This is a genomic window from Mesorhizobium sp. WSM4313, from assembly GCF_002294725.1.
Lineage (GTDB): Bacteria > Pseudomonadota > Alphaproteobacteria > Rhizobiales > Rhizobiaceae > Mesorhizobium.
The window spans coordinates 191,489-208,818 of the sequence record NZ_NSFT01000008.1 but is presented as its reverse complement, the minus strand read 5'-3'; the positions used below and the strand labels follow the sequence as shown (position 1 = coordinate 208,818).

General features: G+C 65.0%; 25 protein-coding genes. 12 read left to right on the top strand and 13 right to left on the bottom strand.

The features are described 5' to 3' along the window. On the bottom strand, positions 1-1,104 hold the full coding sequence (locus CK219_RS19755) for a flavodoxin family protein (RefSeq protein WP_095768393.1): 1,104 nt from the start codon (positions 1,102-1,104) through the stop codon (positions 1-3). Positions 1,105-1,371: 267 nt separating this feature from the next. Here CK219_RS19755 and CK219_RS19750 point away from each other — a divergent pair, with 267 nt between their 5' ends. Next, positions 1,372-1,557, top strand: coding sequence for a hypothetical protein (locus CK219_RS19750; protein ID WP_095768392.1), 186 nt, complete (start codon positions 1,372-1,374; stop codon positions 1,555-1,557). 23 nt (positions 1,558-1,580) lie between these two features. On the opposite strand, the gene CK219_RS19745 is transcribed toward CK219_RS19750, so the two are convergent. After that, a complete protein-coding gene (locus CK219_RS19745) occupies positions 1,581-1,886 on the bottom strand; it encodes a hypothetical protein (protein WP_095768391.1) in 306 nt (101 codons plus the stop codon). Between the two features lie 19 nt (positions 1,887-1,905). Further along, complete coding sequence (locus CK219_RS19740) at positions 1,906-2,925, bottom strand: SDR family oxidoreductase (RefSeq protein WP_095768500.1); 1,020 nt, start codon at positions 2,923-2,925, stop codon at positions 1,906-1,908. A gap of 160 nt (positions 2,926-3,085) precedes the next feature. On the opposite strand from CK219_RS19740, the gene CK219_RS31745 reads away from it, so the two are divergent. Together CK219_RS31745 and CK219_RS19735 are read left to right on the top strand one after the other, a co-directional pair. After that, entirely contained in the window at positions 3,086-3,262 is a 177-nt protein-coding gene (locus CK219_RS31745; protein WP_176477081.1) for a hypothetical protein, read from the top strand. A 208-nt stretch (positions 3,263-3,470) separates the two neighbouring features. Next, a complete protein-coding gene (locus CK219_RS19735; protein WP_095768390.1) occupies positions 3,471-3,770 on the top strand; it encodes a DUF982 domain-containing protein in 300 nt (99 codons plus the stop codon). 4 nt (positions 3,771-3,774) lie between these two features. On the opposite strand, the gene CK219_RS19730 is transcribed toward CK219_RS19735, so the two are convergent. Beyond that, positions 3,775-4,494, bottom strand: a complete 720-nt coding sequence (locus tag CK219_RS19730; RefSeq protein ID WP_095768389.1) for a Crp/Fnr family transcriptional regulator — start codon at positions 4,492-4,494, stop codon at positions 3,775-3,777. A gap of 163 nt (positions 4,495-4,657) precedes the next feature. Here CK219_RS19730 and CK219_RS19725 point away from each other — a divergent pair, with 163 nt between their 5' ends. Then, positions 4,658-4,888 carry a hypothetical protein gene (locus CK219_RS19725; RefSeq protein ID WP_095768388.1) on the top strand — a complete coding sequence of 77 codons (231 nt, stop codon included), beginning with the start codon at positions 4,658-4,660 and terminating at the stop codon, positions 4,886-4,888. Positions 4,889-4,927: 39 nt separating this feature from the next. Further along, on the top strand, positions 4,928-5,821 hold the full coding sequence (locus tag CK219_RS19720; RefSeq protein WP_095768387.1) for an alpha/beta hydrolase: 894 nt from the start codon (positions 4,928-4,930) through the stop codon (positions 5,819-5,821). Positions 5,822-5,874: 53 nt separating this feature from the next. On the opposite strand, the gene CK219_RS19715 is transcribed toward CK219_RS19720, so the two are convergent. Further along, positions 5,875-6,273, bottom strand: coding sequence for a hypothetical protein (locus tag CK219_RS19715; RefSeq protein ID WP_141245382.1), 399 nt, complete (start codon positions 6,271-6,273; stop codon positions 5,875-5,877). A gap of 263 nt (positions 6,274-6,536) precedes the next feature. Between CK219_RS19715 and CK219_RS31740 the strand changes: the two genes are divergently transcribed. From CK219_RS31740 to CK219_RS19690, 5 genes are all read left to right on the top strand, one after another. Beyond that, a complete protein-coding gene (locus CK219_RS31740) occupies positions 6,537-6,638 on the top strand; it encodes a KGG domain-containing protein (RefSeq protein WP_082056318.1) in 102 nt (33 codons plus the stop codon). A 145-nt stretch (positions 6,639-6,783) separates the two neighbouring features. Beyond that, positions 6,784-7,278: a hypothetical protein gene (locus CK219_RS31305; RefSeq protein ID WP_141245381.1), complete on the top strand. Its 495-nt coding sequence runs from the start codon at positions 6,784-6,786 to the stop codon at positions 7,276-7,278. A 27-nt stretch (positions 7,279-7,305) separates the two neighbouring features. Next, entirely contained in the window at positions 7,306-7,524 is a 219-nt protein-coding gene (locus CK219_RS19700) for a hypothetical protein (RefSeq protein WP_095768384.1), read from the top strand. A gap of 50 nt (positions 7,525-7,574) precedes the next feature. Next, entirely contained in the window at positions 7,575-7,772 is a 198-nt protein-coding gene (locus tag CK219_RS19695; protein WP_095768383.1) for a hypothetical protein, read from the top strand. A 36-nt stretch (positions 7,773-7,808) separates the two neighbouring features. Further along, on the top strand, positions 7,809-8,129 hold the full coding sequence (locus tag CK219_RS19690) for a plasmid stabilization protein (RefSeq protein ID WP_095768382.1): 321 nt from the start codon (positions 7,809-7,811) through the stop codon (positions 8,127-8,129). Between the two features lie 41 nt (positions 8,130-8,170). On the opposite strand, the gene CK219_RS19685 is transcribed toward CK219_RS19690, so the two are convergent. Both CK219_RS19685 and CK219_RS31735 read right to left on the bottom strand, forming a co-directional pair. Beyond that, the gene (locus tag CK219_RS19685) at positions 8,171-8,629 is read right to left on the bottom strand and encodes an Lrp/AsnC family transcriptional regulator (RefSeq protein ID WP_040981044.1); all 459 of its coding nucleotides are present in this window, start codon (positions 8,627-8,629) and stop codon (positions 8,171-8,173) included. Further along, entirely contained in the window at positions 8,626-8,802 is a 177-nt protein-coding gene (locus tag CK219_RS31735; protein WP_176477080.1) for a hypothetical protein, read from the bottom strand. The genes CK219_RS19685 and CK219_RS31735 overlap by 4 nt, the downstream gene beginning before the upstream one ends. Between CK219_RS31735 and CK219_RS19680 the strand changes: the two genes are divergently transcribed. Next, complete coding sequence (locus CK219_RS19680) at positions 8,801-9,544, top strand: AzlC family ABC transporter permease (protein WP_095768381.1); 744 nt, start codon at positions 8,801-8,803, stop codon at positions 9,542-9,544. The two genes, CK219_RS31735 and CK219_RS19680, sit on opposite strands and share 2 nt — an antisense overlap. Next, the gene (locus CK219_RS19675; protein WP_095768380.1) at positions 9,541-9,840 is read left to right on the top strand and encodes an AzlD family protein; all 300 of its coding nucleotides are present in this window, start codon (positions 9,541-9,543) and stop codon (positions 9,838-9,840) included. The genes CK219_RS19680 and CK219_RS19675 overlap by 4 nt, the downstream gene beginning before the upstream one ends. A gap of 5 nt (positions 9,841-9,845) precedes the next feature. Here CK219_RS19675 and CK219_RS19670 read toward each other — a convergent pair whose 3' ends face one another. From CK219_RS19670 to CK219_RS19645, 6 genes are all read right to left on the bottom strand, one after another. Next, entirely contained in the window at positions 9,846-10,349 is a 504-nt protein-coding gene (locus tag CK219_RS19670; RefSeq protein ID WP_095768379.1) for a hypothetical protein, read from the bottom strand. Positions 10,350-10,515: 166 nt separating this feature from the next. Beyond that, positions 10,516-10,914: a hypothetical protein gene (locus tag CK219_RS19665; protein WP_095768378.1), complete on the bottom strand. Its 399-nt coding sequence runs from the start codon at positions 10,912-10,914 to the stop codon at positions 10,516-10,518. Between the two features lie 90 nt (positions 10,915-11,004). Beyond that, entirely contained in the window at positions 11,005-13,119 is a 2,115-nt protein-coding gene (locus CK219_RS19660) for an EAL domain-containing protein (protein ID WP_095768377.1), read from the bottom strand. 337 nt (positions 13,120-13,456) lie between these two features. After that, positions 13,457-14,653 (bottom strand): diaminopropionate ammonia-lyase, encoded by a 1,197-nt coding sequence (locus CK219_RS19655; protein WP_095768376.1) that lies wholly within the window; start codon positions 14,651-14,653, stop codon positions 13,457-13,459. Positions 14,654-14,855: 202 nt separating this feature from the next. Next, complete coding sequence (locus tag CK219_RS19650; protein WP_095768375.1) at positions 14,856-16,091, bottom strand: Zn-dependent hydrolase; 1,236 nt, start codon at positions 16,089-16,091, stop codon at positions 14,856-14,858. Then, a complete protein-coding gene (locus CK219_RS19645; RefSeq protein WP_095768374.1) occupies positions 16,088-17,290 on the bottom strand; it encodes a diaminopropionate ammonia-lyase in 1,203 nt (400 codons plus the stop codon). The genes CK219_RS19650 and CK219_RS19645 overlap by 4 nt, the downstream gene beginning before the upstream one ends. Positions 17,291-17,330 lie beyond the last annotated feature (40 nt).

The window sequence follows — 17,330 nt, the reverse complement described above, 5'->3', positions numbered from 1 at the left end:
CTATTTCGGGCGTGGATCCTTGAGGTCGGCTCCGATGGTGGGGAATTCCCCTGCCCGGCGCCTCGCCACCGCTTCGGCCAGGGCTAGCGCGGCGTTGGTTACTTCAACCTGAACGTCCTTGTCAGCGTCGAGCTCGTCATGGCTGGTTGCATAGGGTTTCCAGTAGCCAATATAGCGGTCGAGTTCGGCAATCTCGCCGACGGGATCGAGCTTCATCGAACGCAGCCAGTCGGCAAGCGCATGCCGCACGTTCGCAGCGCCTTCCGTATCGCCATGAACGACAACCGAAAACAACCGGCCTTCGAGATGGCGGGGATAGCTCCAGCCAGCGAGTTCGGCTTGCTTGGCAAGCGCTGCATCCTTGCCCTGCGTCAAAGACGGATCGGGATTGCCACCGTCAGCGCAGACCAGCCGGTCCATCATCAACTTCACTGGCGAGGAGGTCTGGTACCAGTTGACGGGCGTGACGATCATCACGCCATGCGCCTCGACCCAAAGGGGATAAATGTCGTTCATCCAGTCGTGCACCTGGCCGAGCGAATGGTTCGGATAGCACGAGCACGGCCAGTGGCAGAGCGCCGCCGCTGTCGAGAAGCAGGCCTTGCAAGGGTAGATCCTGCGGCCATATTCGGAAGCGAGCCGCGACAGATCGAGCACTTCAACGGAAAAGCCCGGCCTGCCGGCAATGGCGCGGCGCGCCAGTTCGACGAGACGAAAGCTTTTCGACATTTCGCCCGGGCAAGTATGCTCGCTGCGTGAGGAGCCGTTGATGATCAGGATGCGCGACGGTGCAGTTCTGTCCTCGTGGCGCCGTTGCGCGGCCTTGACCGCATCGTGAGCGGCGATCCATTCGACGGAGAGATCGTAGCTTGGGTCGTGAAAACCCTCTCCCGCTTTGCGGGTCACCGGACTTTTGCGTTCCTCGCTATAGGCCTGCCAAGCGATTTCGGCCAGCCTGCCTATGGCTTCGGCCTCCGGCTCGAAGGCCGGATCGTAGAACAGCTTCCTGTAGCGTTGCTTGAATTCGCTCTCGCCGAGACGCGGGCTGGGCATGCCCTTGCGCGGTTCGACGCCGCCACCGTTTAATTCCGTATCCACTGCCATGTACTGCCCCAAGCTCGGAGCGGGCCGGGTGGGACAAGAGCTCGACTGCCTTTTCGTTGGCCAGGGCGGGAAGCCGGAGAAACCAGCCCTGTTCTCTTTGCCACCAGGTCCGGCTGACGCGGCCCGCAAGTCACAATCCTGTGCCGGTGCAATGGTTCCCCAATGCACAGGCAGCCCAGCAGGATCGCCAAAAGCAGCGGTGAATTTGCAATGAGAAACAACGGGCCTATATTTAGCTGACTAAGTGATTCATGGCGCGGTGAACCGATGGCCAAGAAGAAGCACAGACGGCCGGCTTCCACTGTTTCGGCGGCTTCCGAGGCCGAGATCCTCGAAGCGGCTTATTTTGCCCGCAAATGCGGCCTCACGCGTGAGGAGGCATTGCAGATGATACGCGAGGCCCACAACTTGCCGGCCGCCAAGGCGACCGAGGGCGAGAAGCGCAAGCATTGAACCCTTGTTGTTGAAGACGGGCCTCATTGGCCGGTCTGCGGCGGAATTTCGCCCGGCTTGATCACCGGCATGTCGCTGCCTGTCGGGGGCGGCGGCGTCGCGTTCTTGTCGCCGGTCGGCGGCGGCTTCAGCACGCCGCCGCAATTGCCGAGTTTTTTCGACAGCTCATCCGTGTCGGCCTGCTGCTTTTGTTTCTGCTGCTGGTCGTTGGCGTCGGGCTTGGCCTGGCAGTTCTGCGCCTGCTGGTCGTTCGGCTGGGCGGCATTCTGGGCCACCGCCGGCAGGGCCGGGATCAGGGTGACGACTGCAATGAGAAGCGCTTTCTTCATGAGATCCTCCTCATGGGTGTCAGTAACCCCCGATGATCGGCAGGATTTCGCCGGTGATGTAGCTTGAGCATTGCGGCGAGGCCAGGAACACGTAGGCCGGCGCGATCTCTTCCGGCTGGGCGGGCCGCTTCATCGGCGTCTTGGCGCCGAACTGCGAAACGTCTTCCGCTTGTTTTTCGGACGGGTTGAGCGGCGTCCAGACCGGACCCGGCGCCACGGCATTGACGCGGATGCCCTTCGAGATGAGGTTGCCGGAGAGAGCGCGGGTGAAGGCGTGAATGCCGCCCTTGGTCATCGAGTAGTCGACCAGTTCCTTCGAACCCTCGATGCCGGTGACCGAACCGGTGTTGATGATGGCAGAACCCGGCGCCATGTGCGGCACGGCTTCCTGAGCCATATGGAAATAGCCGTAGAGATTGGTCTTCAGCGTGGTATCGAAATGCTCCTCCGTCAGATCGGCGAAATCGGCCGAGTGGATTTGGAAGGCAGCGTTGTTGACCAGCACGTCGAGCCTGCCGAAGGCCTTGAGCGTCTCCGCCACCGCCTTGCGGCAGAAGGCGCGTTCGGCCACGTCGCCGCGCAAGGTGATGCAGCGCCTCCCCTCCGCCTCAACCGCCTGCTTTGTCGTCTTGGCGTCACGGTCCTCGCTGAGATAGGCGATGGCGATATCGGCGCCCTCGCGCGCAAACAGCACGGCGACCGCGCGGCCGATGCCGGAATCGCCGCCGGTGATCAGCGCAACCTTGTCCTCGAGCTTGCCCGACCCTTGCCAGAACGGCGCATCATAAAGCGGCGCCGGCTCGATAGCCCATTCCTCGCCGGGTTTTGGGTGGTGCTGCTTGGGAAAAGGCGGTACCGGGTACGGGCGTGCTCCGGCCTGCATGGCGCCCGGCGATTTGGGTTTCGGCTTGCTGCGGTCGGTGGCGTCGACTTTGCGTTGCACGCCGCGCTGCCTGTTCGCGGCCTTCGCCGTGTCTGTCTTCTTGGCGGTCGCTGATTTTCTGGCTGTGTCGGTTTTCGTTCGGGTGCTGGTCGGCATGGTGGTCTCCTTTCGGAGGACAACGCATGCCAACGGAAAAGGTTGGCCCTTGGATCGCCGCACCTCGCCGAGATGCCTGCGCGTACATCAAAGTTAAATGCGGCCGCCCGGCCGCGGTGCTAACGCTTGGTCACTGGGGGACTCTTCAGGAGGAGTCCACATGGACGTTCGAACTCTCATCGGCAGTCTCTCGGCCGCAATGCTGCGCCGGCGCGCCGCAGCGCCGCCGGTCCCCGTCAGGGTGATCCGCGCTTCGCTGGCCGAAGTGCCGCTCAGGCCGCGCCCGCGTCCGCCGCACCGCCCGGCGCCGCCGGCCCGGCCCGCGAGCAATATGTAGCCTCGGATTTGCAACCTCGGACCAGCCGGCCGGATGCAACCGACTGCCGAAGTCATCGTTTACTGCCATTCGCAATTTTTACGGTGAAACATGAAATCCATGCGTACGAACAGTCCGCTTTTTATTCTCGCCGCCACCATGATCACGGCCGCGCCCTTTGTCGGTCTTGCTTGGCGCACGCGCGAATGGCTCGGATGGTGAAGGACCGATGAGCCGTTTCCTGCCCCTCACCATACGCTTCGTCAGCGGCGGCACGATGGTGGTCACCACCGTCGCCGAGGCCAAGAAGGCGCTCGGAGGCGCATGGAAGAACAAGGAGGCGCCGGCCTATCTCGAGGCGGCCCGGCTGGTGGACGACGCGATCGCCGGCACCTGCCGTCCGGCCATCGCCTTTGCCGCCTTCAAGAAGGTCGCCGCGCAGCAGGGCCTGCTGAGGCCTGCCCAGCCGAGTGCCGCCCTTACCATGCTGGATGAGCTGTGGTCGCGATCCAAGACCCCGCGCAGCTAGATGCCTATCTCGGCTCGCGCGTCATGCTGAGATAGGTTGGGTCGAATTCGGCGATCGCAACTAGCCGCTCCCAGTCGAGGATCGTGATCATATGGTTCGTCCAGCTGACCACGTTCATGCGGCGCAGCGTGCCGATGACCCGGTTCATATGGACGACGGAGAGGCCGAGCACGTCGGCGAGCTCGGCCTGCGACAGCGGCAGATGGAAGCTCATCTCGCGCGTCTTTTTCACCACCTGCAGCCTGACGAACAGCTCGCATATCAAATGCGCGAGATGGGAGGTCTTGGAGCGCCGGCCCATGGCCACGATCCATTCGCGGTGGATGGCGCCGTCGACCAGCGTGTCCAGCCACAACAGCCGGGTAAGGTGCGGCGCCTGCTCGGTAATCGTCTTGAGCTTGCTATGCTCCGCTGCGGCGACGTGGCAGGGAGATAGCGCGACGATGCCATGGTCCATCGTCTTGAGCAAAAACGCATGAAGGTCGACGAAATCGCCCGCGACCTGCAGCGAGGTGAACTGGCGGCCGCCGTGTTCCAACACTTTGTAGCGGGCGGCAAACCCGTCGATGATGAGCGTGCTGTAGGTCGGCCGCGTGCCTTCCGTGACGATATCCTCGCCGGCGGCGACGTATCTTTCGAGCGACATGGCGCCGGCGAGCAGCGCCTTCTCTTCTTCTGACAGGACGTCATGCTGGCCGAGGTTGAGGTAAAGCGATTCCAGCATCCGCGGTTCTCCATGGGCAACAGCTAACGCCGCAGGGCTGGGCCGGTTGCAGGCGGCCGCGCAGCAAGGGCCGGCGCGCCGCGGATTTCCCTGAGGATCAACCGCTTGGAACCATGATCGGGGCCAGGGATTGAACTTGCCAAACGCCCGGAGTGCTTCACCGATGGAACGCTATTATTTCGACCTCCATAACGCCGAGCATGGCCAGATTGACGACCACGGGCAGCTTTTTGCCGACCGCGAGCGTGCCCGTCTTGAGGCGTTGCGCATCCTGCACGACATTGCCCGCGACGAGGCGCCCGGGACCGAACAGTTGAAGATCACCGTGAAGCTGCGCACCGAGAAGGAGCAGATATTCGAGGCGTCGCTGACGCTGGACTCGGCCTGGAAGTGAGGCCTTTGCCATCAGCATCGCATCCCGCCGGAGCCAAGCATGTTCGCCGATTTTGACACATTGGAAGTAGACACCGGCGAGGCGCGTATCTTCGTCCGCCATGGCGGCAGCGGGCCTGGCCTGCTCCTGCTGCACGGCTTTCCCGAAACGCATGCGATGTGGCGCGACGTGGCGCCCAGCCTGGCGCGGGATTTCAGCGTCGTCTGTGCCGATCTGCGGGGTTATGGGCAAAGCTCCTGCCCGCCATCGGCTGCCGATCATGCGCCCTACGGCAAGCGCGCCATGGCGGCCGACATGGCGGCGCTCATGGGGGACCTCGGCTTCCAACGTTTCCTGGTCGCCGGCCATGATCGCGGCGGGCGCGTCGCCTACCGGCTGGCGCTCGATCATCCGGGCCGCGTCGAGAAGCTCGCCGTGCTCGACATCGTCCCTACCGCCGAGGTCTGGGACCGGGCCGATGCCAAGCTGGCGCTAGGCTTTTGGCCATGGTCGCTGCTGGCGCAGCCCGAGCCGCTGCCGGAGACGATATTGGCGGCGACGGCCGAAGCAATCGTCGACAATGCGCTTTCCGGCTGGGGATCCGCAGCCGACGTGTTCCCGCCCGGCGTGCGGCAGGCTTACGTCGATGCGCTGCGCGATCCGGCGCATATCCACGCCATCTGCGAAGAGTATCGCGCGGCGGCTTCGCTCGACCGGCTGCACGACCATGCGGACCGCGAGGCCGGCCGGCGTATATCCTGCCCCGTGCTGGCGCTGTGGAGCGAGCATGGCGCGCTGGCCGAATGGTATCGGGACGAAGACGGACCGCTGGGCATATGGCGGAACTGGGCCGACGATGCCAGCGGCGGGGCGATGCCCGGCGGCCATTTCTTTCCGGAGGAATCGCCGATCGAAACGGCGGCCACGCTCGACGCCTTCTTTTCCGGAAGATAGAACAATCCTTTCCGGCAGATGGCGCCGGCCGGCCAGGCGGCCGGTCGGCTGGCTCACCTCAGCATCAGCCAGAGCAACGGCAGGGCCGCCAGGCCGATCGCCATTGCGATGAGCGCGGCATGGCCGAGACGCTCGGCGCGCCTGGCAATATCGGCGACCTCGTCCTCGTCGTTGATGATGTCGAGGAACGAAAGATCGGCAAGGGTGGTACGCTGGTTGTCATTGGCAGGCAGGCTTTCGGCATCCTGCCGAGCGGGCTTTGCAGAGATATAGGTCAAAACGTCGTCTCGCTCCGAAGTCGGCTGCGCGGCCTTCTGTTTATGAATAACGGTGCCCGCCGGAATTGCGCGGGGCTGACCGGCGGGCACCATGATAGCCGGCGATGGAGGGGGCTTTCTCGTCGGCCGCTCACCAATTCGCAAAAAGAGATTTGGTTGCACAAGCCAGCCCAATGCGCTGGCCGGATCGGACTTCAGTCTGACGAGTCACAAAATGTTTCGACCGGAACATCGATCGCCGGCGCCTGTTGCCCTTACTCAGGGATGTTGGACGCGTCCTTGAATTCACCCTCAAGAAAAATCCGAATTAACGGAGATTCGATATGCCCAATCAAGGCGGAACCCACGAACAGCACGTCAAGGCCGGCCAGCAGAGCCACAAGAACCGCGAAGACCAGCATCGCGGCAGCGGGCAGCAGCAGGCCGAGGACCGCAACATGGGTCAGCGGAGCGCCGGCCAGCACCGAGGTGGCAGCGGCAACTTCGCCGAAGACCGCCAGCGCGCCTCCGAGGCCGGCCGTAAAGGCGGTCAGCGCTGAATTCAAATGGCGTCCGTGTCCTTCACGGACGCCATTTCATCTGCCCGCGGGATCTCCCCCGCGATGGAACTTCTGCCCTGCCCTTCAGTTCCTCTTCAGTCGGTTGCCCAGGCTGCCGCCGCAAGATGTTTGAACGGAGGCATCAATGTCGCTGCAAACGCTTCATCCCGAACAGGTCGATGAGACCCGCATGCAAGCCTACTCGACTTTCGGTCCGTTGCTGATCCAAGCTCTGGCGCAGAAACTTGGGCACTGCCAGGGCATGCGCGAGTTGGACAAGCTCGAACAATCGCTTGTTCGCCTGGTCGAGGAGACCGACGTCGCCGCCCCGCACAGCGAGGAGATGAAGGAATTCGCCGTCGAACTCGTCGTGTCGACGCTGCGCAATGTGCGCGAGCATCCCGACGCCAAGCAAGATCTGGAAGAGATCGACGGACGTCGCGCCGAAGGCCGTTCGGAAGACCCGGATACGCTGGAGGAGCAGTTGCAGTCCGGCCTTGAGGACTCCTTTCCGGCAAGCGATCCGCCGGCCGTGGTCTCGACCGCGATCACCGGCGGCTCGAAGGACATCGTCGGCACCGACGAGGTGCTGCGCCGCAAGAAGGAAGCACGCCGCAGACAGTCCCAGACAGCGAACTGATACGGCGGAAATCGAAGGAGGCCTGCGATGACCCAGGCGAACGACAATATACCGAACCGGCCGGGCGCCGCCGATGCGGCGGCGACCGGCCATTTGCCGACCAAGGGCGGCGACGATCCCGACGTGCGCTTCCTGGCGGAGAACACCGATCTGTCGCCGAAGCAGGCGCGCGAACTGATCCGGGAGCACGGGCACGACCGCGACAAACTCTTGAAGATCGCACGGACCATGAAAGCGGAAGGCTGACGGTTCTCCAAGGATGGAGGGCAAACGGCTTTCTCGAAAGCGAGGTTAAGATGAGCAATTCACCCAATACCGGACGTCCCGGAACCTCCGATCAATGGCCGCGCTGGGAAGGCCCGAAGGCCAACAAGCCGCGCGGCTATCTGCCGGCCAAGGATGATCCCGACGAGGATCGCGACGCGGCCGACGAGAACAACAAGGATCCGGAACGGGCTGACCTCGGCGACGTCGCCAAGAAAAAGAGTTCCTGAGACTCTCAATCACTCAGCGCAACAAGGAGCAGGACAATGCCACGCGGAGATAAATCGAAATACACCGACAAGCAGGAACGCAAGGCCGACCATATCGCCGAAGGCTATGAAAAGCGCGGCGTGTCCGAGAAGGAAGCCGAGCGGCGCGCTTGGGCGACGGTCAACAAGGACGATGCCGGGGGCAAGAAGGCAGGCGGCTCCGGCCGCGGCAAGCATACCGGTCATCCGGCGGCGCATAAGGGCGGGAAGGCTGGCGGCAAGGCGTCGGGCGAGCGATCCGCGGCCGCGCGCTCCGCTTCCGCGAAGAAGGCAGCGGCCACGCGCAAGCGCAATGCGGAGCACCACGCCCATCATTGAGGACTTTGCCTTCTCCCCTTCTTGTGGAGAAGGCAAGAGCCTCACAGCGGCATCTCCGAGGTCTGCTTGATCGTCTGGCTTGGCACATCCGTCTTGACGTTCTGCACGCCCTTGATGCGGCTCAGATGCTCCGACTGGAAGCGGCGGTAGTCGTCGATGCCGGCCGCCACGATCCGTACCATCGCGTCGCAGTCGCCCAGCATCAGATAGCACTCCATCACTTCGGGGAATTTCGCCACCTCGGCGGCGAAATGCTCGATCGTGTCCTCATCCTGCTGCTTCAGCCAGATGCGGGTGAAGAAGGTCTGGCCGCGGCCGATCTTGGCCGGGTTGAGCACCGCGACGTAGCGGTCGATGACGCCGGCCTCCTCCAGCAACTTGACGCGCCGCAGGCAAGGCGACGGAGAGAGGCCGACTTCCTTGGCCAGATCGTTGTTGGCCATGCGCCCGTCGCGCTGCAAGGCGCGCAGGATGCGCCTGTCGATCTCATCTAGCTTCATAGTGCCAAATTCCAATCTTTTTCTTGAATGCGCCATTCAATGCTAAATTTTGGCAGAAGCGAGGCATCTTCGCAACCCGATTGCGAGGCAATTCGGCTATAGTGCCCCACCGATAGCAACCCACAACCGAGCGGGAGAACGGCGGCCGCGAGGCCAGCCGAAAGCAAAGCCATGAGCGTTTCCGAGATCGCCCTCGCCGAGGGTCAAAGCACCGATGGACGCGGCGGCGAGTTCCGACGCGGGCTCGCCGCTTCGACGCCGGTGCTGCTCGGCATCATCCCCTACGCGCTGGTGCTCGGCGCGCAGGCCGCGCAGAAGGGCCTGAGCGTGGCCGAGGTGCCGCTGATGACCGGCCTCAACTTCGCCGGCGGCTCAGAATTCGCCGCGATCCAGCTCTGGACTTCGCCGCCGCATATCCTGTTGATCGCCGCCCTCACCTTTCTGGTCAATAGCCGGCATTTCCTGATGGGCGCCGCACTCGCGCCGTTCATCAACCATCTGCCGAAGCGGCAGGTTTTTCCGGCGCTGTTCCTGATGTGCGACGAAAGCTGGGCCGTGGGCCTCGCGGATGCGCGGCAGCGCGCCGACGCCGGCATGCGGCCGGCCTTCAGCCTGGCCTTTTATCTGGGCGCCGCCCTGCCCTTCTATCTCGCCTGGGTGGCGTTCACGACCTGCGGCGCGGCACTCGGGCCGCTGCTCGGCGACGTCGAGACCTATGGTTTTGCCTTGGCTTTCCCTGCTGTCTTCCTGGTGTTGCTTCGGGGCATGTGGACGGGCTTTGCCGCGGCGCGGCCCTGGCTGGTCAGCCTGGCGATGGCGGCGCTCACCTATCTCGTCGTGCCCGGCGCCTGGTATGTGGCGGCCGGTGCCTTGTCCGGCCTGGTGGCCGCGTGGTTCCTGGCAGGTGAGAGATGATCGATCCGATGACCGTGCTCGCCATCCTGGCGATGGCCGGCGTGACGTATCTCACCCGCATCGGCGGCTATGTGGTGCTGAGAAACCGCGCGCTCGGCCCACGCGCCACGGCGGTAATGGAAGCCGCGCCCGGCTGCGTGCTGATCTCGGTGATCGCGCCGGATTTCGTCTCGAAGAATCCGGCCGATCTGGCGGCGCTTGCCATAACGGTGCTGGCGGCGACACGGCTGTCGATGCTGCCGACGGTGGTGATCGGGGTGGCTTCGGCGGGCGTGCTGAGATGGCTGATGGGCTAGCTGCCTCAGCCGCCGTAAAGCCCGAGCTCGTCCGACTGGATCGATGCGGCGTCGCCTGCGCCCGGTCCGTCCGCATGCTGCTTCAACGCGGCATCCAGCCTTTTGCTATCGCTGCCTCGCGGATCGGCTATCGCGTCGACGAGACTATCGAGAGAAACGCCAAGCTGGTCCAGGCCAAGCTGTCTCTCGATCTCGGCGATCGCCGACGGAGATTGCCGTTTCAACGCTTCGACGGCGTTCTTGACCGCTGTACCGTAGGACGACACTGAGTCGTATTCGGCCTGATCAATGCGGAACTCCTTGCCCGCACGTTCCATCAGTCGGACCTTCGTCGCCGTGATATTGAGGTTGTCGAGGCTGAACTTGGATGCTGGGGCCGTGGGCTCCGCCTGCATGAGCGGCGAAGCCGCGGTGCCGACGGCGCTGTGGCTACTGGCAGCCGGCCTGGCCGTCGACAACGGGCGCTGCGGCTGCAGGGTCACAATGGCGATGTTGACGGTCGAGGACATTACGGGTCTCGCAGGCGGCCCTCCGTCATGGTTCGGACGCCGGATAGTCGAGCCAAGACGTCATGTCCCGAGCAAAGCGTTTCACAGGCAATAAGCCCAGTTGTCCTAAGAGTTCGATAGAAGGATGGCTCACTTTTTAACGATGGGCGCGTTATCACCCCAAGAGTCAGTCGTCCCCGCCACCGTCATGGCCGCCGCTGCCCCCGCCGCCCTCGTGGCCACCACTGTCGCCGCCACCGTCGTGGCCGCCGCTGTCTGCGCCGCCGTCATGGCTGGCACTGTCCCCGCCTTCGTGGTCGCCGTCATGATCCTCGCCCTGATGATCGCCGTCCTGGTCGCCTTCATGCGAGCCGTTAGCGGCGCCGTCACCCTTGTGCCCGGCCTCGTCATTCTCCGCGGCCTCATGATCGTCGCTGACGCTGGATGTATTGACCTGATCGTCGTCACCTTCGATCGTGGATGGCGTCGCCCCGCCACCGTGGTCCGAGCCGGCATAAGACGGCTGCGTGGCGAAGATGCCGAGCAGGCCGATTGCAGTTGCCGCAAACAAGGGAAGGGTTTTCATCCACGCGCTCCGGTCCATTTTGTGAGATCGGATCATCGTCGCGCCGGATTACGGCGCCCTTAAATGAGTGATTGCAATTTTAGGAACGTCTTATTTTTGTGCCGACCTAGCATGCGGCCGCGACGGTGACGCAGTGCCGCTTGCGGCTCTCGCCACGATCGCCTCCAGCGGCTCGGGCCGGTGCAGGAAATAGCCCTGGCCATAGGCAACGCCCATGTCCATGAGAATATCCAGCGCGTTCCTGTCCTCGACCTTCTCTGCAACCACGGCAGCGCCCATCGAGCGGGCGATACCGGTGATCGCCGAAACGATCTCGCGGTCGAACCGGCTTTCGGCGATGTGCTCGACGAAGGAGCCGTCGATCTTGATAGCATCGACGGGGAAGCGCCTGAGATATTCGAACGAACTCATCCCGGCGCCGAAATCGTCGAGGCTGACGCGGCAGCGGCGTTGCCTGGCCTTGCGCACGAACTCGGCCGCGGCATCGAAATTGGTGACGGCGGCGGTTTCGGTGATCTCGAAGCCGATGGCTGGGGCCGGCGCGCCGCCGTCGGCGATGGCCTCGTCGACGAAATCCCAGAGCTGCGGATCGGAAAGCGTCTGCGCCGACAGGTTGAAGTCGAGCGAGATGGCGCCCGCGCGCATCGCCTCGCCGTGGCGCGTCAGCGCGGTGCGGATGATCCAGCGGTCGAGCCGGGCGGCAAGGCCGAAGCGTTCGGCGACCGGCATGAAATCGCCGGGCGGGATCATCTTGCCGTTGCGGGCCTCGAGCCTGGCCAGCACCTCGACGTGGCGGCTATCTTCCCATGGCTGGCCGAGCCGATGGATTTGCTGACCGAACAGCTTCAACCGGCCGTCCTCCATCGCATCGACAAGGTCCGCGGCCAACCGTGCGGCATTGAGGCCGGCGCCCGACGTCGTTTCCGGCGAGAACACCGCGAAGCGGTCCCGGCCGCCGGCCTTGGCGGCGTAGCAGGCATCGTCGGCGCAGGCGAGCGCGTCGGCCACGCTCATGTTGGGGTCGCGCACGAAGGCGATGCCGATGCTGGCGGCAAGCCTGCGCGAGGTGACGGCAGTGCCGATATCGGCGTCGCGCACCGCGGCAAGCACCGCGCGGGCAAGGTGCTCGGCACAGGCGTCATTGCAGTTCGGCACCAAAAGCGCGAATTCGTCGCCGCCGAGGCGCGCCGCCTGCGCCGACGCGGGCAGGCTGGCGAGGATGCCCGCCGCGACGCTCTTCAGCGCGAGGTCTCCGGCGGCATGGCCGGCATAGTCGTTGAGCGCCTTGAAGTAGTCGAGATCGACATAGAACACGGCAAGCGGCAGCCGCCCGGCCATGGCAATGTTCTCGGCAAGCAGCCGGTCGAAGGCCGAACGGTTGAACAACCCGGTCAGCGCGTCGTGACGCGCGGCGAAGGCAAGCTCCTCGGCGCGCGTCTTCTCCTCGGTGATGTCGCGTACCGTGCCCAAAATCTGGCCGGCCGAGCCGACGCCGGCAATGAAACGCACCAGCGACTCGAGATGGCGGACCTGGCCGTCACGCAGGACGATCCGGTATTGCGAGGCGACGACGCTGTTCGAGCCGGGGGCGATCAGATGCGCTCGCTCGGTAGCTTCCTTGTCGTCGGGATGAAGGTAGGTGTGCCAGAGGTCGGCCGTCACCTCATCGGTATCGGCAATCAGGCCGAAGATCTCGCGCGTGCGCGCGTCCCAATAGCTCTTCTTCGTACCGATATCGTGGTGCCAGATGCCCGTGCCGCTGGCGGCAATCGCGAGGCGGAAGCGGATGTTGACCTGCTCGAGCGCCGCCTCGGCCTCTTTCTGCCGGGTGATGTCGGTCTGCACGCCCATCATCCGAAGCGGCTTGCCGTCGGCGTCGCGCTCGACAATGCCGCCGCGGTCGAGCACCCAGACCCAGTGGCCGTCCTTGTGGCGCAGGCGCAGCTCCGTCTCGATGGATTCGACGAGGCCCGCAATATGCCGGTCGCCGCTTTCCTGCGCGCGCCGGCGATCGTCGGGATGGGTCAACTTCAGCCAGAGATCGGGCGTGTTGGCGAGCTCGTTCGCCTCATAGCCCAACATCTTCGACCAGGTCGGCGAATAGTAGCAATCGCCGGTCGACAAATTCCAGTCCCATAGGCCGAGATGAGCGCGATCAAGCGCCAGCGCCCAGAACTTACCGTTGCGTTTATCGTCGTCCGCCATTCTTTGTTCTTGCCATCCCGTCCGGGCAATATTGCATGAAAGCAGAGAAAAAAGGGTTACCGGGAGTGGTTCAGTTAATCTCCCCCCAAGAGGGGGAGATGGCCGGCAGGCCAGAGGGGGCGTGAAGGATCGCGGCGTTGATTTTGTTGGGGTGGAGCTGGTCGCTACCGGCTTGGCTGTGACTGCAAAACCTGAAGCGCCGGCGGGGCGGCGCCCCCTCTGGCCTGCCGGGCATCTCCCCTCTTGGAGGGAATTTAGCGCTCGACCGCCGTCGCCGATCGCCTAGCCACTGCGAACCTTCTTCGCACCACCGTCGCAACTTTTCCTGGAATTGCTCTCACGCAGTCTGCAGGAACACCTCTGCCGGCGCCATCCCGACCAGCTCGGCAAAGCGGCCATGGTCGGTGGCGCCCTCCGAGTTGACGACGAGCACGCGGGAGCCGGCATCGAGACCTAACGCCGCGCGCATCTGCCCGTCGCCCGCGGCGCGGACCAGTCCGGCGAGCCCGACGCCGCCGCTCTCGCCGGAGACGATGGCCGGATCGTTGCCCAAGGGCCGCGCCAGCCGCTTCATCACGGCGACCGCGTCCTCTTCTTCGACCGTCATGAAGGCATCGCCGACGCGCGCCAGCACGCGCCAGGCGACCAAGGACGGCTCGGCACATTCGAGCATCGTCATCACGGTCGGCTGCTGCTGGGCGATCGTCACCGGACGTCCGGCCTCAGCCGAGGCGTAGACGCAAGCCGAGCGCCGCGGCTCGACCACCACGGCTTTCGGCCGCCTGGAGCCAAGCATGACCGCCACATGGCCGGCGATCGCCGCCGCGAAGCCACCGACGCCAGCCTGCAGGAAGACATGCGTCGGTGGCTCGGCCAAGCGCCGCAGCGTCTCGCGCACGATCACCGTGTAGCCCTGCATGACCAGTCCGGGGACGCGCTCATAGCCCAGCCAGGACGTGTTGGAGACGATCTTCCAGCCGCGCTCGGCACCGACGCGGGCGACTTCGCGCACCGCATGGTCATAGCCGCCCTCGACCTCGACAATCTCGGCGCCGAAGCGAGCGATGGCCGCGACACGCTCGCGGCTTACGCCAGCATGGACGTAAATCACCGAACGCGCGCCGACGAGGCCGGCCCCCTGCGCCACCGAACGGCCATGGTTGCCATCCGTTGCGCAGCAGAATGTCATCTGAGCAGCGATGGCGCGCAGCTTGGGATCGTTGATCTCGCCGATATCGACATCGCGCCCGAAGCGTTTGCCCGCCTCCTCCAGCACCAGTCGCATGACGGCATAGGCGCCGCCCAGCGCCTTGAAGCTGCCAAGGCCGAGACGCTGGCCTTCGTCCTTGACATAAAGCGCCGCGACGCCGAGGTGATCGGCCAGCGCCGGCAAGGCGTGCAGCGGCGTTTCGGCATGATCGTCGCGCGCCTTGAGGTAACGCTCGGCCCGCTCGCCCCCCGCGATGCCGAGCGACTCGGCATCGGCGGCAACCAACGGCTGGTTGTGTTCGGGACGTTGGTTGAGAAGCAACATGCTAGTCTTCCTGCGAGGCACTGAACTCTGTCGGCGGGCGCGATTCGGGCGCGATTTTGGATGCTTTAATTGGCTAAGTGATTGAAGTTTGTTTCGATTGGATGTCGCCGGATATTCGCTTCGGGACGACCAGATACAGCCAGCATGACTATTTTTGGTGGTATTTCACCCCAGCGGCACGCCTATCTGATTCCTCCCGCGATCAGTCGGCCGCCAGCCGGGCGGCGACGCCAAGCAGGATGTTGGCGCCGGCGACCAGCTCGTCGGGAGCGGTGAACTCGGTGGGGTTATGGCTGATGCCGCCCCGGCTCGGCACGAAGATCATCGCGGACGGCGCGATACGGGCGATCATCTGCGCGTCGTGGCCGGCGCCCGAGGTCATGCGCCGGCACGAAAGGCCGGCGGCCCTGGCGCCGTCCTCGATCAGCGAGACGATGCGGGCATCGAAGGTCACCGGCTCGAAACGCGCCAGGCTTTCGGCATGGACGGTGACGCCGGCGCTTGCGGCCAGCTTGTCGAGGAAGGCGGCAAGCGCCGCCTCCTCTTCGCGAAGATGCGTTTCGTCGGGATCGCGCAGGTCGATGGTGAAGATCGCCCGCGACGAGATGACGTTGATGGCGTTCGGCTCGAACGCGATGGTGCCGACGGTGGCGACGGTGCGCGTCGACGAGGCGCTGGCCCGGTCCGCCAAGAAGCCGATCACGCGGGCGGCGGCGACGCCTGCGTCCTTTCGCATCGACATCGGCGTGGTGCCGGCATGGTTGGCCTCGCCGTCGATGGTAACGCGCTGCCAGGAAATGCCCTGCAGGTTTTCGACCGCGCCGATGGCGATGCCCTCGCGCTCGAGCACCGGCCCCTGCTCGACATGCAGCTCGACATAGGCATGCGGCTTGAGGAAGCCGGGCTGATGCCGACCGGCATAGCCGATGCGCTCCAGCTCCTTGCCCAGCACCGTGCCGTCGGTGCCGACCGAGGCCAGCGCTTCCTCGAGGTTCCGACCGCCGGCAAAGACCAGCGAGCCCATCATGTCGGGCGAGAAGCGCACGCCCTCCTCATTGGTGAAGGCGGCAACCACGATCGGGCGCGCCGGCGCGAAGCCGGCCTCCCTCAGGCTCTCGATCGCTTCGAGGCCGGCAAGCACGCCATAGCAGCCGTCATAGATGCCGGCGTCGATCACCGTGTCGATATGCGAGCCGAGCATGACCGGCGGCTGGCCCGCATTGGCGTCGTCCCGCCAGATGCCAAAAATGTTGCCGATGCGGTCGACGGCGACCTCGAGCCCTGCCTCTTCCAGCCAGCCGACGAAGCGGTCGCGGCCGAGCCGGTCCATCTCGGAGGCGGCGACGCGGACCAGCCGCCCCTGCGCATCGCGGCCGATTCCGCCGAGTTCCTGGATGCGGCCTAGAAGCCGGTCGGCGTTGATCATCAGATTGCTCATGCCGGCTGCCTCACTTGCGCAATCTCTTCCGGCACCATGCCGACGAGCTCGGCATAGCGGCCGGGATCCGTCGCGCCCTCGGAATTGATAATCAGCGCGTGGGAGTTCCCGTCGAGGCCGAGCGCCGCCCGCATTTTCTTGTCGCGAGCGGCGCGGATCAGCCCGGCGAGCCCTGCCCCGCCGCTCTCGCCCGAGACGATCGCCGGATCGTTGCCGGCAGGTCTCGCCAGACGGTTCATCACCGTGACGGCATCTTCCTCGTCCACGGTCATGAAAGCATCGCCGATCCGCGACAGCACGCGCCAGGCGACCAGAGACGGCTCGTAGCATTCGAGCATCGCCATGACAGTGGGCTTGCTGTGCGCGATCGTGACCGGGCGTCCGGCCTTGGCCGTCTCATAGACGCAGGCTGCCCGCGCCGGCTCGACCACGATTGCCTTCGGGCGATCCTCGCCAAGCATGATGGCGAGATGGCCGGCGACCGCCGCGGCGAAGCCGCCGACGCCGGCCTGGAGGAAGACGTGGGTGGGCGGCTGCGGCAAGCGCCTCAGCGCCTCGCGCACGATCACTGTGTAGCCCTGCATCACAAGCCCGGGTATGCTCTCATAGCCCGGCCAGGACGTGTCGGAGACGACGGTCCAGCCGCGCTCGGCGGCGACGCGGGCAGCTTCCCTGACCGACTGGTCGTAATCACCGGCGACGCGCACCATCTCGGCGCCGAAGCGGGCAATGGCCGCCACGCGTTCGTTGCTGACGCCGGAGTGGACGAAGATGACGGAGCGCGCGCCGACAAGGCCGGCACCCTGCGCCACCGAGCGTCCATGATTGCCGTCGGTGGCGCAGGCGAAAGTCATCTGCCCGGCCATCGCCTTCACCTCAGGCTTGTGCAGGTCCTCGACCGCGACGGCGCGGCCGAGCTGCCTGCCTGCCTGCTCCAGCACCAGATGCATGACGGCATAGGCGCCACCCAACGCTTTGAAGCTGCCGAGGCCGAGGCGCTTGCCCTCGTCCTTGACGTGCAGCGCGCCGATGCCGAGTTCGCCCGCCAGCGCCGGCAGGGCGTGCAGCGGCGTCTCGGCATGGTTGTCGCGCGCGGCAAGGAAGCGCTCGGCCTCGTCGGCCCCGGCGAGCCCAAGCGTCGCGGCGTCCTCCTCGGTCAGCGGATGGCGATGGTCCGGGTGGCGGTTGAGCAGGAACATGGTCGGCTTTCTCCTCTTGACGACTGAAATTTATTGCAGG